Origin of the sequence: Cloacibacillus sp. (assembly GCA_036655895.1) — a bacterium.
Classification (GTDB): domain Bacteria; phylum Synergistota; class Synergistia; order Synergistales; family Synergistaceae; genus JAVVPF01.
In genome coordinates, this window is record JAVVPF010000005.1 from 59,671 (window position 1) to 83,400 (window position 23,730).

The 23,730-nt window shown below is 54.6% G+C and carries 16 protein-coding genes and 1 CRISPR repeat array; of the genes, 12 read left to right on the forward strand and 4 right to left on the reverse strand.

The genetic code is table 11. From position 1 onward, the window contains the following. Positions 1–65 precede the first annotated feature (65 nt). The 6 genes from cas10 to cas6 are packed head-to-tail and all read left to right on the forward strand — an operon-like array spanning position 66 to position 6,479. The gene (cas10, locus tag RRY12_02980) at positions 66–2,462 is read left to right on the forward strand and encodes a type III-A CRISPR-associated protein Cas10/Csm1 (GenBank protein MEG2183619.1); all 2,397 of its coding nucleotides are present in this window, start codon (positions 66–68) and stop codon (positions 2,460–2,462) included. Positions 2,463–2,465: 3 nt separating this feature from the next. Continuing rightward, positions 2,466–2,957, forward strand: a complete 492-nt coding sequence (gene csm2 / locus RRY12_02985) for a type III-A CRISPR-associated protein Csm2 (GenBank protein MEG2183620.1) — start codon at positions 2,466–2,468, stop codon at positions 2,955–2,957. Positions 2,958–2,974: 17 nt separating this feature from the next. Next, positions 2,975–3,652 (forward strand): type III-A CRISPR-associated RAMP protein Csm3, encoded by a 678-nt coding sequence (gene csm3 / locus RRY12_02990; protein MEG2183621.1) that lies wholly within the window; start codon positions 2,975–2,977, stop codon positions 3,650–3,652. Then, the gene (csm4, locus tag RRY12_02995; GenBank protein ID MEG2183622.1) at positions 3,633–4,622 is read left to right on the forward strand and encodes a type III-A CRISPR-associated RAMP protein Csm4; all 990 of its coding nucleotides are present in this window, start codon (positions 3,633–3,635) and stop codon (positions 4,620–4,622) included. The genes csm3 and csm4 overlap by 20 nt, the downstream gene beginning before the upstream one ends. Then, positions 4,619–5,725, forward strand: a complete 1,107-nt coding sequence (csm5, locus tag RRY12_03000) for a type III-A CRISPR-associated RAMP protein Csm5 (protein MEG2183623.1) — start codon at positions 4,619–4,621, stop codon at positions 5,723–5,725. The genes csm4 and csm5 overlap by 4 nt, the downstream gene beginning before the upstream one ends. Before the next feature lies 1 nt (position 5,726). Continuing rightward, the gene (gene cas6, locus RRY12_03005; protein MEG2183624.1) at positions 5,727–6,479 is read left to right on the forward strand and encodes a CRISPR system precrRNA processing endoribonuclease RAMP protein Cas6; all 753 of its coding nucleotides are present in this window, start codon (positions 5,727–5,729) and stop codon (positions 6,477–6,479) included. A gap of 164 nt (positions 6,480–6,643) precedes the next feature. After that, a CRISPR array of direct repeats spans positions 6,644–7,334; the repeat unit is 32 nt; unit sequence ATTTCAACTCACCCCCGCGAGGGGACGAAAAC. A gap of 79 nt (positions 7,335–7,413) precedes the next feature. On the opposite strand, the gene RRY12_03010 is transcribed toward cas6, so the two are convergent. The 3 genes from RRY12_03010 to fdhF all read right to left on the reverse strand — a co-directional run bounded on the left by RRY12_03010 (position 7,414) and on the right by fdhF (position 11,974). Further along, positions 7,414–8,349: a DMT family transporter gene (locus RRY12_03010; GenBank protein MEG2183625.1), complete on the reverse strand. Its 936-nt coding sequence runs from the start codon at positions 8,347–8,349 to the stop codon at positions 7,414–7,416. 248 nt (positions 8,350–8,597) lie between these two features. Then, positions 8,598–9,281, reverse strand: a complete 684-nt coding sequence (locus RRY12_03015; protein ID MEG2183626.1) for a molybdenum cofactor guanylyltransferase — start codon at positions 9,279–9,281, stop codon at positions 8,598–8,600. Beyond that, on the reverse strand, positions 9,278–11,974 hold the full coding sequence (gene fdhF, locus RRY12_03020; GenBank protein ID MEG2183627.1) for a formate dehydrogenase subunit alpha: 2,697 nt from the start codon (positions 11,972–11,974) through the stop codon (positions 9,278–9,280). Before fdhF ends, RRY12_03015 begins: the two co-directional genes overlap by 4 nt. A gap of 472 nt (positions 11,975–12,446) precedes the next feature. Between fdhF and nuoE the strand changes: the two genes are divergently transcribed. From nuoE to RRY12_03045, 5 genes are all read left to right on the forward strand, one after another. Further along, positions 12,447–12,923, forward strand: coding sequence for an NADH-quinone oxidoreductase subunit NuoE (gene nuoE / locus RRY12_03025; GenBank protein MEG2183628.1), 477 nt, complete (start codon positions 12,447–12,449; stop codon positions 12,921–12,923). A 19-nt stretch (positions 12,924–12,942) separates the two neighbouring features. Next, positions 12,943–13,323 (forward strand): (2Fe-2S) ferredoxin domain-containing protein, encoded by a 381-nt coding sequence (locus tag RRY12_03030; GenBank protein MEG2183629.1) that lies wholly within the window; start codon positions 12,943–12,945, stop codon positions 13,321–13,323. Positions 13,324–13,342: 19 nt separating this feature from the next. Further along, positions 13,343–15,133: an NADH-quinone oxidoreductase subunit NuoF gene (gene nuoF, locus RRY12_03035; GenBank protein MEG2183630.1), complete on the forward strand. Its 1,791-nt coding sequence runs from the start codon at positions 13,343–13,345 to the stop codon at positions 15,131–15,133. A 31-nt stretch (positions 15,134–15,164) separates the two neighbouring features. After that, the gene (locus RRY12_03040; protein MEG2183631.1) at positions 15,165–16,910 is read left to right on the forward strand and encodes an NADH-dependent [FeFe] hydrogenase, group A6; all 1,746 of its coding nucleotides are present in this window, start codon (positions 15,165–15,167) and stop codon (positions 16,908–16,910) included. Between the two features lie 200 nt (positions 16,911–17,110). Beyond that, positions 17,111–21,028 (forward strand): FG-GAP-like repeat-containing protein, encoded by a 3,918-nt coding sequence (locus RRY12_03045; protein ID MEG2183632.1) that lies wholly within the window; start codon positions 17,111–17,113, stop codon positions 21,026–21,028. A gap of 128 nt (positions 21,029–21,156) precedes the next feature. Here the strand turns inward: RRY12_03045 and RRY12_03050 are convergent, their stop codons facing one another. After that, positions 21,157–22,992 (reverse strand): hypothetical protein, encoded by a 1,836-nt coding sequence (locus RRY12_03050; GenBank protein MEG2183633.1) that lies wholly within the window; start codon positions 22,990–22,992, stop codon positions 21,157–21,159. 271 nt (positions 22,993–23,263) lie between these two features. Here RRY12_03050 and RRY12_03055 point away from each other — a divergent pair, with 271 nt between their 5' ends. After that, positions 23,264–23,641, forward strand: a complete 378-nt coding sequence (locus tag RRY12_03055; GenBank protein ID MEG2183634.1) for a cupin domain-containing protein — start codon at positions 23,264–23,266, stop codon at positions 23,639–23,641. Positions 23,642–23,730 lie beyond the last annotated feature (89 nt).

Below are 23,730 nucleotides of genomic sequence, written 5' to 3' on the forward strand. Positions count from 1 at the left end.
AAAGTCGTTAAAGCTGTTTGACCGTAGTTGTCTACAGCAGATATTATGAAGCGGAGGGTGATAAAGTGGTCGAATCTAAAAAGACGGCGGCGATAGGCGGCCTGCTCCATGATATAGGAAAGGTCGTCTACCGAGCTGAAATAGACAGCGGCACTCACAGCGCGGTCGGTTATAGGTGGCTGAAAAATATAGCCCCATTTTCCGAGGCCGGCGACATTCTGGACTGTCTGCGCTATCATCACAAAAAGGCGCTTGTAGGAGCCAAGCTTTCCCCATCTTCTCCGGCCTATATAGTTTACATCGCCGACAACATCGCAGCCGGAACCGACCGCCGCGAAGAGGCGCAGGAGGAGGGAGAGAATGCCGCGCAAGCGCCGTTTATAAAGACTCTTCCGCTAGCCTCCGTATTCAATCTGATGAACGGCGGCCGCCGCGCGTTGTCATACGAACCGCTTTCTCTTTCCCCTGCGGCAAACTATCCCACGGAAAAGGTGGCAAAGCTGACGGCTCCGCTCTACCAGCAAAAGACCAGAGCGCTGAAAGATGAATTGGAGAGCATCGGCTCCAGCAGCTCTTATATTAATTCTCTCCTATGCCAGCTTGAAAACATCCTCTCTTTTGTACCGTCGAGCACCTGCACAAAAGAGGTGGCGGATATTTCACTGTTTGACCACAGCAAAATAACGGCGGCGGTAGCCGCTTCGATATGCGCCTATTTGGATGAATCCGACAGAAAAAACTATAAAAAAGAACTGTTAGAAAACGAACGGGAATTTATGAAAGAAGAGGCATTTCTCTTCTTCTCCTGTGACTTCTCCGGCATCCAGAAATTCATCTACCAGGTAGGCTCAAAAGACGCGCTAAAGTCGCTGCGCAGCAGGTCTTTCATCCTTGAACTGCTCATGGAATATCTGATGGACGAAATATTGGAAGAATGCGGGCTCTCGCGGGCCAACCTCATATACACAGGGGGCGGGCACAGCTATCTGCTGCTGCCAAACACAAGTAAAACGCGGGACGCGCTTCAAAAGTTTGAAAGAGGCGTCAACCGTTGGCTTAGAGAGCAGTTTGACAACCTCTTATATCTAGCCTGTGCATGGAGCCCCGTCTCCGCAAACACCTTGAAAAACATACCCGCGGAAAAATCGCCGTACAGCGCCCTATACAAAACCTTAAGCCGCACGGTCGCCGAGAAGAAGCTGCGCCGGTATGACGCGCAGGAGCTGCGCGCCCTAAACAAAGCCGGGAACCAAAGCGGAGCTCGCGAATGCAGGATATGCGGAAAATCTGAAACGCTGCGTCTGGAGGAGGATATCTGCTCCTGGTGTGCGTCCTTTGCGGAAATATCCTCCGACATCCTCAAAACGGACATATTCGCAGCAGTTAGTGAGACGAAGCCGGAGCGAGGCAAATGTATAAACCTCCCCAATATCTATAACAACGAAAAGCCCAGGTACATACAGTTTAAAAGCTACGAAGAGGCACTTGCTGAAATAAAAACCGGCGGCGTCATAAGAATATACAGCAAAAACAACCCGCATACCGGCTGGAACTACAGCACCAACCTATATATGGGAGACTATGTTTACGACAAAAACCTTGACAGGCTTGCAACGGAGGCCGCCGGAATCAAAAGGATAGCCATACTGCGCGCCGACGTGGACAACCTCGGGCGCGCCTTCACCTCCGGCTTTGAGCGCGCAGGCTCCGCGTTGAGCGCAGAAGAGAAAGAACGCTACAAAACGCTTTCGCGCACCGCGGCTCTTTCCAGACAGCTTTCTATGTTCTTCAAATATCATTTAAATACGTTATTGAATGCAAAAGACGAAGGCGCTCCTTGCTTCTCGCTCTTTGGAGCCTCCCCCCACGCCAAAAAAGCGCTCATCGTTTATTCCGGCGGCGACGACGTTTTCATGGTGGGAGCATGGGACGACATAGTGGAAAGCGCGGTCGAAATACGCGACGCCTTTAAAAAATTCACAGGCGGGAGCCTTACCCTATCGGCTGGCATAGCCGTCTACCCCTATAAATTTCCAATATACCGGGGGGCGCGACTTGCTGCGGAGCTTGAAGCAAAATCAAAGCAGGCGGAAGGAAAAGATTCCATCACGCTCTTTACAGCGGACGGCAGCCACACCTATAAATGGGACGATTTTTCCGCGGGCGTTACGCCAAAACTGCGCCTGATAGGCGGGTTTCTTGACGCAGAAGATTCTGAGCGCGGCCGGGCCTTCCTATACAAACTGCTCCAACTATTGCGGGGAGCCGATAACAAAATCAACATTGCGCGATGCGCCTACCTGCTGACGCGGCTGGAGCCCAAGAGCGACGAGACAAAAAAGGAGGCCTACCGCCAGTTCTCACAAACAATTTATGAGTGGGCGACGGAGCCAAAGGCAAGAGGCGAACTGATCACCGCAATACAAATATATGTCTATCTAACAAGAGAGAGGGGAGCATAATCAATGCCTGATCATGTATGCAACAGAAACAATTCCGAGTCTCAGCAGCAACCACACACATCGGGCGCTCAGCGAACAGGCGCGCAGCAGCAGCCGTCCGCACAGCCGATTGCGGCGGAAAAACTGCCGTCCGACTATGTAGACAAGGCGGAAGAGGTGATGCTTTCCTTAATGAATTTAACAGGCGGCAGGACAAAATTTGACATCACCGTCACAAAAATCAGAAAGATGCTCACCCTTATAACAGAGATCCTAAACGATGAGCGGCTCAACAAAAACGCTGAATTGAAGCCGCAAAACGTCCAGAGACTGCAAATGGCCCGTGTACGCATAGCCTACGACGCGGGACGGGACTCCGACGTCAAAAAGTTTGTAGAAAAAGCCAAGCTGCTCAATTATATAAAAGGAATACAGAACAGGGCAGAGTTTTTAAAATTTGCCGAATATATGGAAGCGCTTGTTGCGTGGCATAGATATCTTGGCGGAGAAAACTAGAAGGAGGCTGGCAAATAATGAATGGAAAAATAAAAATAAACACCACGCTTAAAGTGCTGACAGGTCTGCATATCGGCGGAAACGACGCCTTCTCTCCCATCGGCGCGGTAAACAAACCCGTGGCGGAAGACCCGCGCACCGGCAAGCCGATAATCCCTGGAAGCAGTCTAAAAGGAAAACTGCGCACGCTGCTTGCCGCCCAGATGCAAGGCAGCCAAAAAGCCGCGGAGCCTAACAAAGACTGCGATGAAATCAAAAGGCTTTTTGGAGCGAGCGAGCCCAAGGTAATTAGGTCCAGACTGCAGTTTGCGGATTCTTTCGTTGCAAACGCAGTCGAGCTGGCGGCGGTGGGGCTGCGCGAGGTCAAGTATGAAAATTCGCTTGACCGCATTACATGCGCACCTAACCCTCGCCAAATAGAGCGCGTCATAAGCGGCGTAGAATTTTCCGTAGTCATCACCTACGACCTGCCCGAGAGCCCGCAGGAACTCGAAGAGGACATGAAAAATCTAGCGACCGCCATGCGCCTTTTACAGATAGACTACCTTGGCGGCCATGGAAGCCGCGGGAGCGGCCGCGTCAGCTTTAAAAAAATAAACTTCTCTTTAGTGGAAAGCAGCCTCAAGAACGAAGAGCTTGAGCCAATAAGAGCATTCTTCAAGGAAATAGAGGATTATGAACTGCTATCTTTATAAGCTCTCATTCCGGACGCCTCTGCACTGCGGCGCGGGAGAAAGCGCAAAATCACTGGACAGCTCCAGCGCCTCAATATGCGCGGACACGCTCTTCTCCGCGCTTTGTTCACAGGCCGCCGTAGACGGTGGGCCGGAGGCCGCATCGGAGCTGTGCGCCGCCGCGAAAGAGGGAGAGGCGCTCTTCAGCGACCTTTTTCCGTATCACGGAGAGGAGCTCTATATTCCAAAGCCGGCCATGCTCCCTGCGGCGTTCAGTGAAACGCTTGCGGCTGACAAAAAGAAAGTTATGAAAAGCCTTGAATACATCCCCATTCTGAAACTCGATGACTATGCAAGTTCAATGCGGGGCAAAGCGGCCTTCGAAATTGACGGCATATTCAAAGATTTTGCGTCGGCCGAAAGCATAGAAAAAGTTTCCTTAAAAGGGCGGGAGGAAAGCAGCCCTTACTGCGTGGCAGCCACAGTATTCAACGCGAAATGCGGCCTCTACGGGATCGTCCTGTCTGAAAATCAAGAAATACTGACAAAAATAAAGCGCCTGCTGCGCCTTTTAGGAGCTGGAGGAATAGGCGGCAAAGTAAGCTCCGGATACGGCAAATTTAAAATCCTGGGCGACGAAATAGAAATGGAAAACGTAAACGAGGCTGTTGATGCACAGACGACGGCGCTCTGGCGTATGCTGTCTGCGGAAAACGCGGCCTCCTATCTGAGCCTCACAACCTCCTTGCCGACCGACGGTGAGTTGGAGGAGGCTCTAACTGGCGCTCTCACCACCGTAAGGCGGCGCGGCGGTTTCGTAACCTCCGAAGAATACGGAGCGGCACGTAAAAAAGATACGCAATATTTTCTCGGCGCCGGCTCGCTCTTTCGCCGCAAATACAAGGGCTCTCTCTACAATGTGGCAAGCGGAGGGGCGCACCCTGTTTACCGCTACTCCAAGCCCATCTTTCTGGGGGTGGACTATCAATGAACGCGCCTAAAAACTACAAAATAACACTGACGGCCGCCTCCCCTCTCTTCATCGGCTCAGGGCAGAGCTACTACAAAAATGAATACCTTTACGACAACAGGACGCGGAAAATATCCGTCATAAATCAGGAGGCGCTGCTGGGGTGGATAGTAGCGAAAAACAAAACCCAGGCGTTTGAGAGCTTCATGCTCTCAAACAGGACAGATTGCTACCTTTCAAAGTTTTTTGACGAAATGCGCATAAGGCCGGAAAACATTCCCGGACTTATCACATACACCGTTGACGCGGGTGTGGCTATCAAGAAGAAGGGGGTGCTGATGGAAATAAAAACCTTCATAAAAAACGCAGACGGCCGCCCATACATCCCCGGAAGCTCTTTTAAAGGCGCGCTGCGAACTATCCTCCTTACAAAAATGCTCCGAGATTCGGCCGTCAATGCCCCCCTGCCGCAGATAGTGGCGGATACAAAGGCCGCCGCCAAAATAGAAGAAAAATATCTCCATACGCTGAAGCGTACAAACGACGGGGCAAACGCGCTAAACAGCGTCATGTCCGCCGTTGCCATTTCCGACAGCGCGCCGCTTGACCACACGGCGCTTTTGCTTTGCAGGAAAGTAGACCTCTCCACCGGAGGCGATGAGGGCAGGCTCAATATAGCGCGCGAATCTCTGCGCCCCGGCGCGCAGGCGGAACTCATCCTCACGCTCAAACCAGAGGCCGGTTCATTAAACGCGGAATACATCAAAAAGGCCATAGAAGAGTTTGGTCACTACTACCGCAAGACATACGTGGAAAAATTCAAAACGCCAAAAGAAGCGGCGGAAAACGACTTTACCAACTGCATATTCCTTGGCGGCGGCAGCGGATACTTCAGTAAAAATATCCTCTATCCGGGAAGAGACTTTGAAAGGGCGCTAGAAACAACAGCTTCCATCATGCACTCCCGCTACAGCAAGCACAAACATGACCAAGATCGGGACAGAGGCATATCTCCTCATACGCTGAAATATACAGAATACCAAGAGCACGAAGGCGGAAGAATCGTAAAAGGCCAAATGGGGCTCTGCCGCGTGGAGATGACGGAAATAAAGGAGCGCGCCTGAAATGATCAAAGAATACATACTCGCCCTGCGTCAGGAAAGCGGCAAAGCGCCGCTTTCCTTTGAGGACGGGTATCCTCTTTACGGAATGCTGCTTGAAATGCTAACTTCCGATGCGGCTCAAAGCCTACACGACGAAGAAAGGCCCGTTCTTTCCCAATACCTCATACCGGAAGAGAGAGGAAAAAGCGCCCTATGGAAGGTGACGCTGCTCAAAGAGCCGCAGCCGGAACTTGCGTCGCTGCTGGAAAATAGAGGGGAATTTTTGCTCAAATCAAAGGAGATGCGGCTCTGCGTCCGAGAGCGCAAAACGGTAGAAATAAAAAACATCTCCGAGCTTCTTGATATCCCCGGGACAAACCGCGACGCCTCCCGATTCTGCCTTCGTTTTTTATCCCCGTCGTCATACAGAAGCGCCGGAGAATATCAAATCTTTCCCACGGTAAGACATATAATTCACAGTGCGGCTCTTTCGTGGAACTATATTTTTGAGGACAATTCAATGGACGACGAAGACGCAATGTCAATGCTGGAGGCTGGCGTTAAAATAACAAGCTATAATTTGAAAAGTTATTACTACCCTCTAAAAGGCAACAAGATCCCGGCCTTCCTTGGGACGGTCACGCTCAATGCGCGTCTCTCCGCTCCGATGCTTCAGCTTCTAAGGGCCTTTCTTTCACTTGGGACGCTCCGCGGCGTGGGAATAAAGACGACGCTGGGAATGGGCGGCTTGAGCGTAAAAGAATCTTCAAAATGATATAATAAACAGGCGCAAAATTTTGCTGCGAGGTTCGCGATGTACGCACTGCAAGAGAAAATCGCGCTTTTCCATTTAAGACGACGCTTTTGGACCATGAAAAATGGAAGTTCGCGGAAAGCAAGGTAAAAACGCAGGCTATTTCTGTAAATAAATAAGATAATATTTCAACTCACCCCCGCGAGGGGACGAAAACCATGGCGTATCCCAGCGGTGATGTCTCATCCTGCATTTCAACTCACCCCCGCGAGGGGACGAAAACTGTTACACACACGATGATTTTCTTTCGCAAACCGATTTCAACTCACCCCCGCGAGGGGACGAAAACGCTTTATGAGCCCCAACGAGGCCCGTGCGTTGGAGATTTCAACTCACCCCCGCGAGGGGACGAAAACTAGTCCGACTTTTGCCACACGCCAGCAACGCACAATTTCAACTCACCCCCGCGAGGGGACGAAAACCTCCTCGCTGGTATGTTAGTTTTGCGACAAACAAGATTTCAACTCACCCCCGCGAGGGGACGAAAACCTGCGCGCCGTGCAAGGTGCGCGTCGCAACAAAATTTCAACTCACCCCCGCGAGGGGACGAAAACTCCATGAGGCAAAGGCGAAAGAGGACGCCGCAAAATTTCACCTCACCCCCGCGAGGGGACGAAAACGTTACAAGGCGGTTTGTCGCTAAATATGGTTTTATTTCACCTCACCCCCGCGAGGGGACGAAAACCACCCCGTTGAAAACAGCGCTCCCGGCCGTAAGATTTCAACTCACCCCCGCGAGGGGACGAAAACTTTTGCGGATATATCTATATTTATCAAATGTTGGATTTCAACTCACCCCCGCGAGGGGACAAGAAAAATCCGCGCTTTGGCCTTTAACGGCGAAAGCGCGGACGAGAGATTTTTATAGGCAGTCTTTGCGGTATCGGGTGGGGTTTTAATTCCCCCTCCTATTCACCAGCCAAATGCCGCTCATTATCAGGGCGGCTCCCAGCGCGAGCCAGGGGGTGTAGCGTTCTCCTATCAGCAGGTAGGAGATTATCATGCCGGCCACGGGCTGGAGGAACTGGAAGACTATCAGGCGGGCTACTGGCATTGCCGACAGCGCTCTGTACCACAGCAGGTAGGCGAAGCCGGAGGAGAGGGCGCCAAGGAACATGAGCGAGGCCCATGTCTGCCAGGATATGTGCGCTGTGACGGAAAAGTCCGTGCCTGCCGCGAATGTGGTGACGGCGGCGTAGAGCAGAGCGAAGTTCATCTCCCAGAAGATGGCGAAGGCGGGCGTTATTTCGGCGCGCAGGTATTTGCGCGAGAGCACTAAAAAGACGGCCCAGTTGAGCACGGAAAAGAGCATCACGTAGTCGCCGATCGTGCCAAAGGAGCCGGTCTCCGCCGTTTCCTTCACCGTTCCCATGGCAAGCACCAAGAGCACTCCGGCTGTTGATATGACGATTCCGGCAGCTCCGGTGAGCGAGAGTTTTTCCTTTAAGAAGAGCCAGCCAAGCAGCGCCACCATCGCGGGGGAGGCTACCATCATCCAGTTTGAGTTGCCCGCGCCCGCCGTCTGCATCCCGAAGGCCTGTATGCCCTGATGGAAGAATATGCCCTGAAAGCCTATGAAGGCGAGCACCATAAATTCATATTTTGTGGGCAGGCGCAGACTGCCTTCGTACCAGCAGCCGACGGCGAGCACCGGCACTGCGAATACGAAGCGCAAAAATAGGATGAGGGAGGGAGAGGCCTCGGCCAGCGCGTATTTCGTGGCGGCGAAGCTGCCGCCCCATATTATGACGGCGCACAATATACTTGCGTAATCAAAAGCGCAGCACGCGCGCGCAGATGCCGCCGTATTTTCCTGAAGTTTTTGACGCATTGAAAAGCCCCGTTCCTCTGTCATTTTTCAATTTTCTAAAAAGCTGTCTATATATCTTGCCACAAACGCAGGCGGCGCGCAACGCGCCGATGTCGAAGCGACAGCCTGCCGCGCCGCAAAGAGAGGCCGCCGCAAAAGGCCTTTCCGTCAGGCGCTGGCTGCTCCAAGACCCGCCGTAAGTGCGATGGCTGTAGTGCCTGCCCAATAGAAGCCGTTTTTGCCGGCGGCGCAGGCAAGAGCGGGCTATCTCAAGGAGGCGGGGTCTGCGCCGTCGGCGCAATGACGGAAACAGATTGTGCGCGGGTTTTTTCAAAACGGGCAAGTTCGTCCGGCCTGTTTATGTTTAAAAAGGAGCGGCGGAAGTTTTGGCAGGCGGCGTAAAGCGCCTCTTCGCTCACCTTTTTGAGCGCCGCTTCAGCGTAGAAACATTTTATCTTTTTATCGCCACAATGCAGCCCGGCCTCCGCAAGCGGCAGGCATGACCTGTGATAAAAGGCGTGCAGTGGCTCTATGTAGCCGTTTACTTCGGCCGCTACGACCTGACTTCCGGGCGTGCGGTTTGCCGCCATGACCGCCACAGCCGCCGGTTCAATGGCCGGCATGTCGCAGCCGCAGAGAAAGCCCCATTCGCCGCGCATCTCAGAAAGCCCGCGGCAGAGGCCCTCAAGCGGGCCTCTGCCGGCTGCCCTGTCCTCTACCACGCGAAAATCAAATTTTGCAGAGAGCGCGGAAAGCACCTCCGCCGCAAGCTCCGCCTCGCCGGGCGCGGCAAGCAGCAGCGTTTCGGAAAATAGCGAAGCGGTGCGTTCCAGCACAAGCTCCGCAAGGTATAGGCCGCCCGTCTTCAAAAAGAGTTTGTTTCGGCCGCCCATTCTGCTTCCCGCGCCTCCTGCAAGCAAAAGCAGCGAGGCGTCGGCGAATCTTCCGGTCATTTTCCCTTTCTCAGTTTCACGCTGTTGACCTTAAAGGCCGGAGTCTCTGAGGTTGGGTCAAGCGCCGCCGCCGTTATCTGGTTGGTCGGCGACTCCGCGAAGTGGAACGGTATGAATACCATGCCCTCCGGCACTTTGCGCGTCACGGAGGCGCGCCCAGTGACTGCGCCGCGCCTTGACTCCGCTGTGATGAAGTCGCCCTCTTCTGCGCCCAGCTCTGCCGCGTCCGCCGGGTTTATCTCTATATAGAGTTCGTTTTGCTTAAGCGCCGCCGCGCTTCGGCGCGTCATCGAGCCTGAATGATAATGGAAGAGCGTGCGTCCGGTGGAGGCAATGAAAGGATATTCCGCATCGGGCCATTCGTGCGGGCGCTCCCATTCGCAGGGCAGAAACAGAGTTTTCCCGCCGGGACGGGCGAACCTCTCCGTGTGCAGTATCGGCGTGCCCGGGTGGGATTCATCGGGGCACGGCCACTGTATAAAGCCCTTTTCAAGCCGCGCGTAGTTCATTCCAGCGTAGGCGGGGACGAACCGTCTTATCTCCTCAAAGATTTCCTCGGGGCTTTCGTATTTCCAGTCGTATCCAAGCCGGCGCGCCAGCTCTACGAAGGTGCGCCAGTCGTCGCGCGCCTCGCCGGGCGCGTCGCAGGCCTTTCTCAGAAGCTGCGCCGCGCGTATCGTGTTGGTGCAGGTGCCGCGTTTTTCTGGCCAGCAGGCGGCGGGCAGCACAACGTCCGCAAGGGCCGCCGTCTCCGTCAGGAAGATGTCCTGCACTACGAGGAAGTCAAGCGCGGCAAGCGCCGCCTCCGTGTGTTTTGCGTCCGCGTCCGTCACTGCCGGGTTTTCCCCCATGATGAAGAGCGCGCGCAGTTCGCCGTGCGCCGCCGCCTCCATCATCGGAGCTACGGAAAGCCCCTGTTTCTGCGGCAGCTCGCAGCCCCACACCTCGCGCACCTTCTGCGCGCCCTCGGGAGATGAGGCTTTGATGTATCCGGGCAGTGTCAGCGGCAGGCATCCCATGTCGCAGGCGCCCTGCACGTTGCCCTGGCCGCGCAGCGGGTTCACTCCCGTGCCGGGGCGTCCCAGATTGCCGCAGAGCATGGCAAGGTCGCAGAGGCACCTTACGTTGTTTGTGCCGCTTGTGTGCTGCGTTATGCCCATCGTGTAGAAGATGGCGGCGTTCGGCGCTTTTCCGTAGGCGCGCGCCGCGTTCCGTATCGTCTCCGCGGGCACGCCCGTTATCTCAGCGGCGGCCTCAGGCGTGTATTTTGCCGTCACAGCTTGAAGCGCCTCAAAGCCCTCCGAGCGTTCTGCTATAAATTTTTCGTCTAAAAGCCCCTCTTCAATAATGACGTTCATCATCGCGTTAAGCAGCGCCGTATCCGTGCCGCAGCGCTGGTGCACCGCCACCGTGGCTATCGTGGCAAGTTCGATGTTCCGCGGGTCGCAGACGATGAGCGCCGCGCCCTGGCGCACGCGCTCCTTTATCATCGCCCCGATGACGGGGTGCGTCTCCGTCGTGTTTGACCCAATGACCATGATGGCGTCGGCAGATTTTATAGATTCAAAGTCGTTTGTCATAGCTCCGCTTCCGAAGGCCTCACCGAGGCCCGCAACAGTGGCGGAGTGTCAGAGGTGCGCGCAGTGGTCGACGTTGTTGGTGCCCATCACCTCGCGCGCGAAACGCTGCATCAGATAGTTGTCCTCGTTGGTGCAGCGCGCCGAGGCGAAAAAGCCAACGCTCCCTCTGTTGCGCGCAAGGCCGCGCGCCGTGAGGTCAAGCGCCTCGTCCCACGAAGCCTCGCGAAAGAGGCCGTTTTCTTTGACGAGCGGCGTGGTCAGGCGTTCTGTGGAATTTACGAAGCCCCAGGCATAGCGCCCCTTTACGCAGCTTCGCCCCTTGTTTACAGAATCAAAGTTGGCGTGGTCGGTAGTGACGTTCGCAAGGCGTCCCGTTTTCTTGTTCACCTCGGCTATCAGCTCGCAGCCGACGCCGCAGTATGGGCATACCGTGCGCACGCGTTCCAGCTCCCACGAGCGGCCGCCGCACATTGCGGGCTTGTCCGCAAGCGCCCCGACGGGGCAAATCGCCACGCACTGGCCGCAGAACTTGCAGTCAGACTCCTCCAGACCGAAGTCCCCCGGCCCCTGTACCGAGGTGCCGATGCCGCGCCCCAGAAAATCTATCGAGCGGTACTGCGCGCCCCTGTCGCAGACGCGGATGCAGCGCCCGCACAGCACGCACTTGTCAGTGTCGCGTATGAAAAACGGATTTTCGTCTTCTATATTATGCACGCGCGCCGCGGGATGTTCCGCAAAGCCGGAGCTTTCCACGCCTAGCTCGTAGGCTGCGTCCTGCAAAGCGCAGCGCCCGTTTGACGTGCACGAAAAACATTCAAGCGGATGGCGCAGCAGCATAAGCTCCACGACGCCGCGCCTCGTTTCGACGGCCTTTTCGCTCTCCGACCGGATGACCATGCCTTCCGTTATCGGCGTAGAACAGGCCGCCATCAGCTTCGGCGAATTTTCGACCTCCACGAGGCAGATGCGGCACGCGCCGGAGACCTCAAGCGCCGGGTGGTCGCACAGCGACGGTATATAAATGCCGGCGGCGCGGGCCGCCGTAAGGATCGTCATTCCCTCTGTAAACTCGACGCTCTTGCCATTTATGACAGCCTTTCCCATGTTATTCATTCTCCCCCAATTACAAAACAATTTATTTCTCCCCACCGCCTAATTATATAAGAAAATAACCTTAAATGAAGCGCCCGCTCCTTTTGTTTTACAAATTCATCGGTAAAAACGCGCGCCCCTATTGCATTATTTGCCGAATGAAAGATAATAGGAGCGTTGTGAATGTCCGATAGTAACGGGAATATACCAATAATTAAAATCATTTGGAACGATGTTTGCCAGATTCTTGATGAGTTTTGTACATTCTACAGTAAAAAATGAAATTCTTATTGCAGTTACCTGTGATGAGGGGATATAATAGTTATGCTTTGTGTACTTTTTCGCAAGTGCTCTCTATCGCGCGCATAAGCGCGGTAGATATAAGCTCCAAAAGAGTTTTGGACTTGCGAATTTATATGTAACTTTGTGGTTACATCTGCGCCCTTTCAGGCGGGAGGGTCTGAAAGGGAGATAATTAAGGAGGGTGCGTTTTATGGTGGAGAAAGCGTCGGAAAAGCAGTGGGAGCAGCTTGCAGAGCTCCTAGGCAAATACCGCGGCACTAAGGGCAGCGTCATTCCCGTGCTTCAGCAGGCTCAGGAAATCTTCGGCTATCTGCCGAAAGAGGTCCTGATTGAGATCAGCAAAGAACTGAGTGTCCCCATCAGCCAGATATTTGGCGTGGTGACCTTCTACGCACAGTTCCATCTTGAACCGCGCGGAGAAAACATCATCAGGTCGTGCCAGGGCACAGCCTGCCATGTCCGCGGAGCCAAGAAGGTGCTTGAGGCCATTCGCAACAAGATAGGCCTCAAAGAAGAAGAAACAACGACCCCGGATCTCAAGTTCACGCTTGAAACAGTCGCCTGCATAGGCGCCTGCGGCCTTGCGCCGTGCATCGTCGTGAATGACGAGACGCACGGAAGGCTTACGCCGGAATCCGTCAATGTGATTCTGGGCAAGTACGCTTAAGATAAGGGAGGAACACTAAATGGCAATCAAGAGTCTTGAAGATCTTCGCAAAATAAAAGATGAAGCAAAGAAACATACAGAGGCCAGGAAGCTCAACGAAAGACAGATAATCATCGGCATGGGCACCTGCGGCATAGCGGCCGGAGCCCGTCAAATTATGACCGCCGTTCTCGAAGAGCTTGCAAAGCGCAACATCCATGACGTGGCCGTGCTCCAGACCGGCTGCATCGGTATGTGCCAGAAAGAGCCTCTTCTCGACATAGTGCGCCCTGGAGAAGACAGAGTCACCTACGGCCCCGTGAGCCCCACGGACGTGCCGCGCATCATAGCTGACCATCTCGTCAACGGGCAAGTGGTGGAAGATCTGGTAGTAGCTAAGATCCCCGCCAAAGAAGCATAGGTCGAAGGGAGGAATTCTAATGGCTCTCGTAAGAGCTCACGTACTGGTCTGCACCGGCACAGGATGCGTTTCTTCGGGCTCAAAAAAAGTTATCGCCAAACTCGAAGAAGAACTCAAGGCAAAAGGCCTTGATAAAGAAGTAAAAATAGTAGAAACCGGATGCCAGGGATTCTGCGAGCAGGGTCCGCTGGTAATCATTTATCCTGAAGGCACCTTCTACACGCACGTTCAGGAGTCCGACATTCCCGAAATAGTCGACGAACATCTCATAAAGGGCCGCGTAGTTGGCCGTCTCCTCTTCAAGGAGCCGCTCACCGCAAAGAGCGTGCCCGATTATGCCGACATCGCCTTCTACAAAAAGCAGCACCGTCTCGTCCTCAAAAACTGCGGACACATCAACCCCGACTCGCTTGACGAATACATCGGCGCGGACGGCTACGAAGGCCTCGCAAAGGTGCTCCTCACAATGACGCCCGAGCAGGTCGTCGAAGAGATGAAAAAGACCGGCCTTCGCGGCCGCGGCGGCGGCGGCTTCCCCACAGGCATGAAATGGGGCTTCTGCCAGAAATCACCGGGCCCGAAGAAATACATCATCTGCAACGCTGACGAGGGCGACCCCGGCGCGTTCATGGACCGCTCGCTGCTTGAAGGCGACCCGCACGCCATCCTGGAAGGCATGATAATCGGCGCCTACGCCATCGGAGCCGACGAAGGATACATCTACTGCCGCGCTGAATACCCGCTTGCCATCAAGCGTCTGAAGCAGGCGATCGCCCAGGCCGAAGAGGCCGGGCTTCTTGGCCAGAACATCTTAGGCACAGACTTCAGCTGCACCCTCCACATCAAAGAGGGAGCGGGAGCCTTTGTCTGCGGCGAAGAAACGGCCCTCATGCAGTCCATCGAGGGCAACCGCGGCATGCCGCGTCCGCGTCCTCCGTTCCCCGCTGTAAAGGGACTCTGGGGCAAGCCTTCAAACATCAACAACGTTGAAACATTCGCGAACATCCCCTACATCTTCCGCGTCGGCGCCGAAGAATACGCAAAGCTCGGCACCGAAAAGTCAAAGGGCACAAAGGTCTTCGCGCTTACCGGAAAGATAAACAACACCGGACTTGCCGAAGTGCCGATGGGCATCTCGATGCGCGAGATCATCTTTGAAATAGGCGGCGGCATCCTGAACGGCAAGAAATTCAAAGCCGTGCAGATAGGCGGCCCCTCCGGCGGATGTATGCCGGAAGAACTGCTCGACACCCCCGTCGACTACGACTCGCTCATCGCGGCGGGCGCAATGATGGGCTCCGGCGGCCTCGTCGTAATGGACGAAGACACCTGCATGGTAGACGTCGCGAAATTCTTCCTCACCTTCACACAGTCCGAATCCTGCGGCAAATGCACGCCATGCCGCGAGGGAACGAAGCGCATGCTTGAGATCCTCACCAAGATAACGGACGGCAAGGGCGAAGAAGGCGACATCGAAAAGCTGGAAAAACTGGCCTCATCCATCAAAGCCGGCGCGCTCTGCGCACTCGGCCAGACGGCTCCGAACCCGGTCCTTTCCACGCTTCGCTACTTCAGAGACGAATACGAAGCGCACATCAAAGACAAGAAGTGCCCAGCGGGACAGTGCCAGCATCTTCTCAGCTACAAGATCACCGAAGCCTGCAAAGGCTGCGGCATCTGCGCCAAGAATTGCCCTGTCAACGCGATCACCGGCGAACCGAAGAAGCAGTACGTCATCGACCAGGCAAAGTGCATCAAGTGCGGCGTATGCTTCACCAAATGCCCGTTCAAGGCGATTGTGCGCGGCTAATTTCGGCTAATGGAAGGGGAGTAAAAATAATATGGAACTTGTTAAGGTTACTATAGACGGCAAAACAGTAGAGGTGCCATCCGATTTTACCGTGATCGAAGCCGCTGCCAAAGCCGGAATCCGCATTCCTCAGCTCTGCTACCACCCAGAGCTGGCTAAAGAGGGCGCGTGCCGCGTCTGCATCGTTGAAATAGAAAAGGCGCGCGGACTTGGCGCAGCCTGCGTCTATCCCGTGGCGGACGGCATGATCGTTCACACCAACACGCCCAAAGTGCGCGAGACGCGCAAAACGGTAATGGAGCTGCTCCTTGCGAACCACCCGCAGGACTGCCTCTTCTGCCAGAAGAACAACGACTGCGAGCTGCAGCGTACGGCGGCCGACCTCGGCATTCGCGAAGTCCCCTATGCAGGCGACAAACGCTCAGCCACAAAAGACGAGAGCAATCCCAGCCTCGTGCGCGACCCCAATAAGTGCATCCTCTGCGGACGCTGCATCAGAGCGTGCCACGAACGCCAGGGCCTCGACGTTTACGCCTTTGTCAACCGCGGCTTCAAAACGATAGTCGAACCCGCCTTCGGACGCGGCCTCGACGGCGTCGCCTGCACCTACTGCGGACAGTGCGCCGCGGTCTGCCCGACAGCCGCCATCTGCGAGCGCGACGACACCGAAAAAGTATTCGCCGCCATCGCCGACCCGAAAAAATACACCGTCGTACAGACGGCTCCCGCCACACGCGTCGCCCTGGGCGAAGCGCTCGGCCTCGAACCCGGACAGGTCGTCACCGGCAAAATGGTGGCAGCCCTTCGCAGGCTCGGCTTTGACAAAGTATTCGACACCGACTTCAGCGCCGACCTTACGATAATGGAAGAGGGACACGAGTTCCTCGACCGCGTCCTCCACGGCGGATGCCTGCCCATGATCACCTCCTGCTCGCCGGGCTGGATCAACTTCATCGAGATCAAATATCCCGACCTCCTCCCGCACCTCTCAACGGCCAAATCGCCGCAGGGAATGTTCGGCGCGGTAGCGAAAACCTATTTCGCAGAGACCCAGGGACTTAAGCCGGAAGATGTTTACAGCGTATCCATCATGCCATGCACAGCCAAAAAGGCCGAATGTGTGCGCCCGCAGCTTCAGAGCAACCCCGGCATCCCCGACGTCGACACAGTTCTTACAACGCGTGAACTTGGCCGCATGATCAAGAACGCGGGCATCGACTTCGAGAACCTTCCCGAAGAAGAATACGACAACCCGCTTGGCTCGTCCACGGGAGCTGCCGCTATCTTCGGAGTGACCGGCGGCGTCATGGAAGCGGCGCTTCGCACAGTCTACGCCGTGCTCAACGACGGCAAAGACATCCCCGGGATCATCTTTGAACCCGTCCGCGGCATGGAAGGCATCAAAGAGGCCTCCGTCGACGTTCCCATCAACGGCGAGACCGTCACAGTGAAAATAGCGGTCGCCCATACGCTGAAAAACGCAAAGACCCTCATGGACAAAGTTCGCGCGGGCGAAGCCGACTATCACTTCATCGAAGTCATGGCCTGCCCCGGCGGATGCATCGGCGGCGGCGGACAGCCCCAGCCCGTCAACGCGGAAATCCGCGCCGCGCGCACAAAGGCTCTCTACAGCGTCGACGAAGCGAAGGAACTGCGCCAGTCGCACAAGAACCCCGACATCGTCGCGCTATACGAAAAATGGCTCGGCAAACCTCTCGGCGAGAAGTCACACCACCTTCTCCACACGCATTATGGAGCACAGCCCAGAGAGTTTTAGCTTACAAAAAATATGATAGACGCAAACGGGAGGCCTCAAGGCCTCCCGTTTGCGTCTGCGCGGCGCCGCTGCCTTCATGTGAATTTTGCTGCTTTTGGCACTGCCATTTTTTTGTTGCCGCACATATTTTGTTGCGGCCTATTAGTTTTTTAGGTATGCTTAGCTTCAGTTTGCACATCAGATAAGAAAGAGGTTTTATAATGAGGCGATATCAAAAGTATTTGCTCCACCTATCTTTGCTGCTGATCGTAGCTTTTATAGCCTTTGCGGGATACAGGTCGGCGCCGTTTGCGACCGCAGACGACAAGGACCCCACCCCCCAGGAGCAGGCAGAGACGATCCGGGGTCTGCCCTTCGGCCCTCTTAATACGATGGAACCGAGCGTATATCAGGCGGGGGCGGATGCCGCCAAAAACAGCTTCCTCTCCGTGGCGAAGAAGAATCAAATGGTTATAGGCTATGCGAAGATGGGCGGCATCACCCCCACGCACTTTTCTTTTCGCGCGCTGCCCAAGAGCGGCGAAAATTCCGCCACGATAGAGGCGCTTAGGCCGGTGCAAAGAGGCCCCGAACAAACTATCATGGAATATAAGATGCCAGAGGCACAGCTGCGCGCTGGCGTCTCCGGCGTGCGCCCTGTGACGGTAGAGGTCTCCCCTCTCAACGAAATGGAGCCATCCAGCGTCACAGTCCCGTCGGCCGTCATGGCGGAGGTGCTGCTTGGTTGGGGTGGCAACTGTACATTAAATTACAGCTACGTGGACGAAGATAAAGTGACTATAAGCAAGATGCTGGCACTTGATGTCCCCACTTCCTACATTGTTTACCACCCCAAAGGAGGAGCGGATAGCAATATATTCACAGGCTCTTGTCTTGACGCTCTGATGAGGGATGTGAACAATGACGGCTACAGTGACCTCTTTGTCCTTCGTCCTTGTGTGCAGCCCAATATGTACAACATAACGATCAATGTGGATATGTTCGACGGGAAAAACCTTTTCGACTGTGCGGCCTCCGACGCAAAGCCAACGCCACAGAGTACCATGGTTGTGGCCAGTATCGACCCTTATCAGGCAAACGACGCCTATATGCCGATGCAGGCGCGGTTTGCGGCGGCAGATCTTGACAAAGACGGCACCTCGCTTGAGATCCCTATAGTCTACTCCAGCAGCGACGCCCTCTGGCTGACAATGGTGAGGTGCAGCGGAGGCGCCCTTAAACTCAACGGCGAAAGCGACCCGTACCATAAGATAGCCGATAGTTCTAACAAAAGCGAGCGTACTACCGAAGGGGCCGATATCACGGTAGGCGACTTTGACGGCGACGGCAGGTCCGAGATTGTCGTCGTGCGCGGTGAATATAATGGTACAAATAAACACGACCCCGATGAGAAAAACAGAAACAACCTGAGCTTTTATTTCTACAGGCTGAACGGCAATACGATAGAATTGATGTTCAACTTCTGGGATGAGGCCTCTAATCTTTGGCGCAGCAACGACCTTACCTCCGTCATTCGCGCGGAGGCCGGCGATTTCGACGGCAACGGCAGAGACGAGCTTGTCTATTCTCATCCCGGGTGGTCTGGCAAACAAGGCGGTGTTTTATATGTGAGCCTCAAGGAATGGGACAAAAAATTGGAAGGTCCCGGGAGCAAGACCTTGAACCTGAACACTAATTCAGCCTATGGCTGGGTATTATCTGAAAATAGCGGCCACCACGACCTTGCGCTTGGCAACTACAAATGCACGCAGAATAATGTGAAACAGATAGGCATTGCGCAGATGGGCGGTAATGGCATAGACTATGCCGTCATGGACTACGTCAACGGAGCGTTCAGCACGGAGGCGGGTTTCAAAACCGAACTCGGCAACCCGGCCGTCCCTGTCAGCGTAACGGCCGTCGACCTTGACCACGAAACGATGATCCTGGGCGAGCCTACGGTGGTGACCATTAACGACCACCTACAGATGCTGGTCGAACTGCAGGCCCCTCCAAAACACTTTGACATCATCGACGGCCAAACGATCGACGTGCTCTCGCAGAGGGCAAAGAAGGTGGATGGCAACCTGGGAAGTGTCTATAGTACGGCCGTATATGTGAAGGACACTGAAGGGACGGTCTCAAGCAACACGCAGGCGGAGACTCTATCCTGGAGCGTGGGCGCAAAGATTGACGGCGGCGGCGCTTTTCCAACGCCCCCCGAAAACGGATACGGTAAAGTGCGCAAGTGGCTGCAGAGTGGCGGCGCCTCCGCAAATGCGGGCGGAAGCATAGCCTCTACTGAGGCGCAATCAAATACGAAGGACATCGCCTATCAAACAAGCATGTCCATGTCTATCCTCACCACGGACGTGGACTGCATCGTCTATAAACCCGACGTCATGACAATTTATCGCTACCCCGTCATTTACCCCGTCGAAGGCAAGGGGCGGAATGAGACAAGGGTAGTGAGCGGGGAGGAATACGGCCTAAGCGTAGACGTCACCGAGAAGCCGAGCGACCTGGTTTTGCAGATATGCGTCCCCGATGACTCCAAAGACCCGAAAACCGGAATTGGAGGCGAAATCGACTGGTATCAGCCGGTGCATCAGAACTACAACCTCTTCTCATATCCAAGAAGCATCAAGGAGCTTCCAAAATATCCGACGCGTCAGACCGCCGCTCCTGGAGCGATAGTAACGATAGGAGGAGACAAGTACCCCGACGTCGACTCTGAAACAGATATAATGCACAACGAAACCAATAGCGACGTGGCGAGCGTTACGAATAAATTTGGCGCCGAAGGCGGAATAGGGGCTAAAATGGGCAACGTCAATAAATATACGGGAAAGGGCGCGCTCAACACCATGGTGTCGTTTGGCATCGATGGAGGGCGGAGCAATACCTCCGTCTCGCAGTCAAACTTCTCCCAGTGCAGCAAGTTTGTTACTCACTGTGCGCCGAGCAGCTATCAGAACGTATACCTAGGTCAAGAATTGAATGACATGCGCTTTGACCTGAATACGGGGACACTGATAGATGAGACGGGCGCCCTGTTACAGTGCAACCTTATTGATAAGCTCGCGGATAGATATGTGGGGATATGGGATCCCGTAGACGGTCCATACTCGAAGAAGGCCGACCCGGCGCTCAATCTGCCGAAGCGTCTGGATACCAGTGCATGGGAGTATAAAAAAGATCCGGTATCATCCGACTGGAGCACGGAGGAGACGCGCACGCTTCGCGGGCTTTCGATATGTGATAATTACTCGGATGTCTCCGAGTATATCACCTACGAGGATGTAAATCGCAGAGCCGTCGCCGTTGGAGAAAAATATAAGATCAAGGTGAGGGTGTACAACTACAGCTTCAAAGGTATCAAGGACGTAAAGGCTGAGCTCTACTGGACGCCCGGCTATACCGCAGACGAGCTGACGCCCGAAAGAAAAGTGGCAGAGACAACCCCCTTTGAGCTTGACGGTTGGGACAAAGCCAGCAAGCTCTTCAAGGAGATCGAGTTTACGTGGGACACTGCTCCCGACATCGCTGACATGCAAAACAACACGGATGGTGTGAAGACCGGTTATCTGCACGTGAAGCTCGTAGCTCCGGCAGGTTCTCAGATACACGACGATAACGACTGGGGATATGTCGCGTGCGCCCTCTTTGACCCAGCCAAATATTTCAGTAAGAAATCAACCAGCCTGTCGGCCAAACCAGGCGAACGCGGAGCTGGCGCCCCGCTCAAAGCGGAGCTGGTCAAAGGCTCGGCGAAGCTGGTGACGGAGGGCGACAAGCATTTTGTCGAGGCGGAGGTGGCTATTTCAGGAAACATCGCTCTGCCCGACGCCAAGGTCCTTGTGATAAGCAAACAGAAAGACGGAAGCGAGCGGCTTCTGCGGGGGCGTTCATTCGGAGCGCTGCTGCCCGGTGAGAAGAGGATAACGAAGATAAGGGTGCCGATCGATCGCCAATACGCCGAAAATAGCACCGGCGTCTATGTCCAGGTGATCTCTCCGTTCCTTGCGCTCCCCGTCAAAAGTCCCGTAACGCCAAGTTCAAGCGGCGGCTGCGACGCGGGCCTGGGATTCCTTGCGCTGGGCGCGCTACTGCCCTTCGCTCTGAAGAAAAAAAGATAAATCAAGAGGCCGTGTAAAAAGCGCGGCAAAGGTGACAAAAAGGGTGACAAAAGCGCCGCGGCGGGGGGTCGGACAACCCCCCGCCGCGGCGCTTTGCCGATGCCCTTGCGGACCGTCTGTCATTGCTTCTATTTTTCTTTTATTTTGACAAACCGTTCGATATACCTTTCGATGACGTAGTTCATGTATGAGTTGAGGAATGAAAAGGCGGCGAAGGGCCTGTCATTTTTTATGATGTAGGTGATTTCTCCCTGCTTTGATATGAGGTCGATGTTTTTAAAGGGGAAATCCCTTTTTGAGATGCAGTGATAATTGCCATGCTCTTTTGCGAGCTGCTGGATGGCCTCCACATGCTGGCGGTATTCTTCGGGCGTGTAATAGCTCTCCTCGTCGCCAGCCAGCCAATGGCGGCAAAGGCGGAGCTTTCCGCTTTTGATCTCCTCTTCCGTATATTTGGGGTATACCTCTGTCACCTCCACCTCTGCAAGCGAGCGCATGAAGGCGGCTCTTCTGTCTCTGTAATAATTTGTCAGCGCGGCGCGTTCTTTGGCGCACGCCGCGTGCCTTTCAAATATTTTTTTCGCAAGATGCTCCGGCATCGACTCAAGAGAAAGCGCCGGCATCACTTTGATTATATCGCCGCTTTGCCTGATTCGTTTGTCGACGTCTTTGTATAATTTTTTGATGTCGTCCCTGGTGTATATCTCCATGAGCGGCTTTGAGAATGCAAACAGGCCGTCGAACTGTCTTTTTATGTAGGAGGCTTTGAGCGGATCCTCAGAGAAAAAGGCCGCCGTCTCTGATTCATTTTCCTTCAGGCAGGAGAACTGGAGCGAGCACAGCCCGTCCACCGTCCCCATGTGTTCGCTGAATATCGACCTGTGTGGCTGCGTCAGGTAATAGGGGGATATGCGCCCCGTGATATAGAGCGGCATCCACATCTCTACGACGCGGAACATCTCTTCTATTTCAAGCCCGAGATGGTGTATCACCTTTATCTTATGTCCCTTTGCCGCGATGTCGAGCATGATGGAGCTCCACTCGCGGCAGAAGGCGGCGTCTCTTGCGAACCAACTGAAGTCGGCGGCATAGACGCATAGCTCGGCGGGTCTGTCGCATTTCATGACGGCTGACGCGAATTTTGCGAAGGCGGCCCTTATCCCGCTTTGCCCAAAATACATCTCTTCCGACAGGCTGACTCTCTCCGCCGGCGGCCCGGCGGCTTCGGCGTCCAGGTATGTCTCGTTTTCCGTTGTTTCTTCGATAGTTTCTATCTGGCTGAAAAAAAGCTGTGTCGAATCGAGGCGCGCTTTGCTGCCGCTGAAAAACCATTCAAAAAGCTTGGCCGCCACGGACTCTTCGTCGGCGCTTTCTTCTTTTTTTATGCCAGCCACTTCTGCCAGCGCCGCCGGTATGCCCTGGGAGCGGCAGAGAAAGGCAAAGTAGCGGCATGACTCTTTAATGGTCGGCTCCATTGCGTTTGTGTTTCTCTTACAGCGGCGGTAACGCGATATGGATGAGGAGTCGACATTGATGTAGCGCGCAAGCGATGAATTTGAGGCGCCCAGCACCTCCATAATGTAGTCCAATTTTTGGGATATCAGCTCCGACTCCGCCTGTTTTATTTTTTTGTCGCCGCCCTTTTTCCTTGCCCCTGCAACGGCGCGCTCTTTTTTTAGGCCGGAATCATCGGCGTTGAGCCATCTTAGGAGCGCTGCGGTCAGGTTCTCGCTTTTGAAGGCGACGCATAGCTCTCTTATGGAGTCTTTTGCCTCCCGGGCCTCCGTCAGGCTTGCTATGCCGTTTGCCATGCGCCTTATGCTTGAACTAAAACGCGACGGTACATAGCCTGCGCGTGAGCAGCGGCTGACGCAGGAGGCGTCCAGCCCTGAGGCTTTTGCTATCTCGGAGTTTGTTACGTTGAGTAATTGCTTTATCGCAGAAAGCTTTTCATAAAAGAGCATGTTGATCATTCCCCCTCGCAGCTATTATGTTTCTTTTGCCTTTTTTAAGCAATATTTATTGTGTGGCGGCGCGTCGATTGGCAATGCCATTTTATTGTTATTATACATGCTTTTGGCCCTTTATGTCACTTTTCGCTCTGCGCGCCGCGGGTGCGTCGTGCGTCGCCACATGTTTTATAGACAAGAAGGGCAGCCCCATTATAGAATAGAGGCGTTCAAACTCCGAGGCCGCTGTGCCGGCCTCATATTGTACAAGAAAGAGGTGCGTCAAATGAGCGGCGGACTAATGATAAAAGACATCAATAAGGAAAAGCGCTTTTTAGCGGGAGATTGCTGTTCCATAGCGGAGGTGCTTCACCCGGCGAAGATGGAGCTGCCGTTTGACAGCTATTCTTTAGCCCATGCCGAGGTGATGGCGCACGACAGCACGAGGCCGCACCGGCTGATAAAGTCGACGGAGGTCTACTTCATCTTAAGCGGCGGCGGCACTATCTATGTGAACGGCGAGGCGGCGGAGCTGAAAAAGGGGCGCGCCGTGGTGATACCGCCCGGGGCGGTGCAGTATGTGGAAAACGACAGGGACGAAAAGCTGGAGTTCCTCTGCGTCGTTTCGCCGCCGTGGAGCGCCGAAGACGAAGTGGTCTGCTGACAATGGAAGAAAAAAGAGAGCTTAAAAAAAGCATAACATGGCCGCAGGGGACGGCGATGACGATAGGCGCAGTAATAGGCGCGGGGATA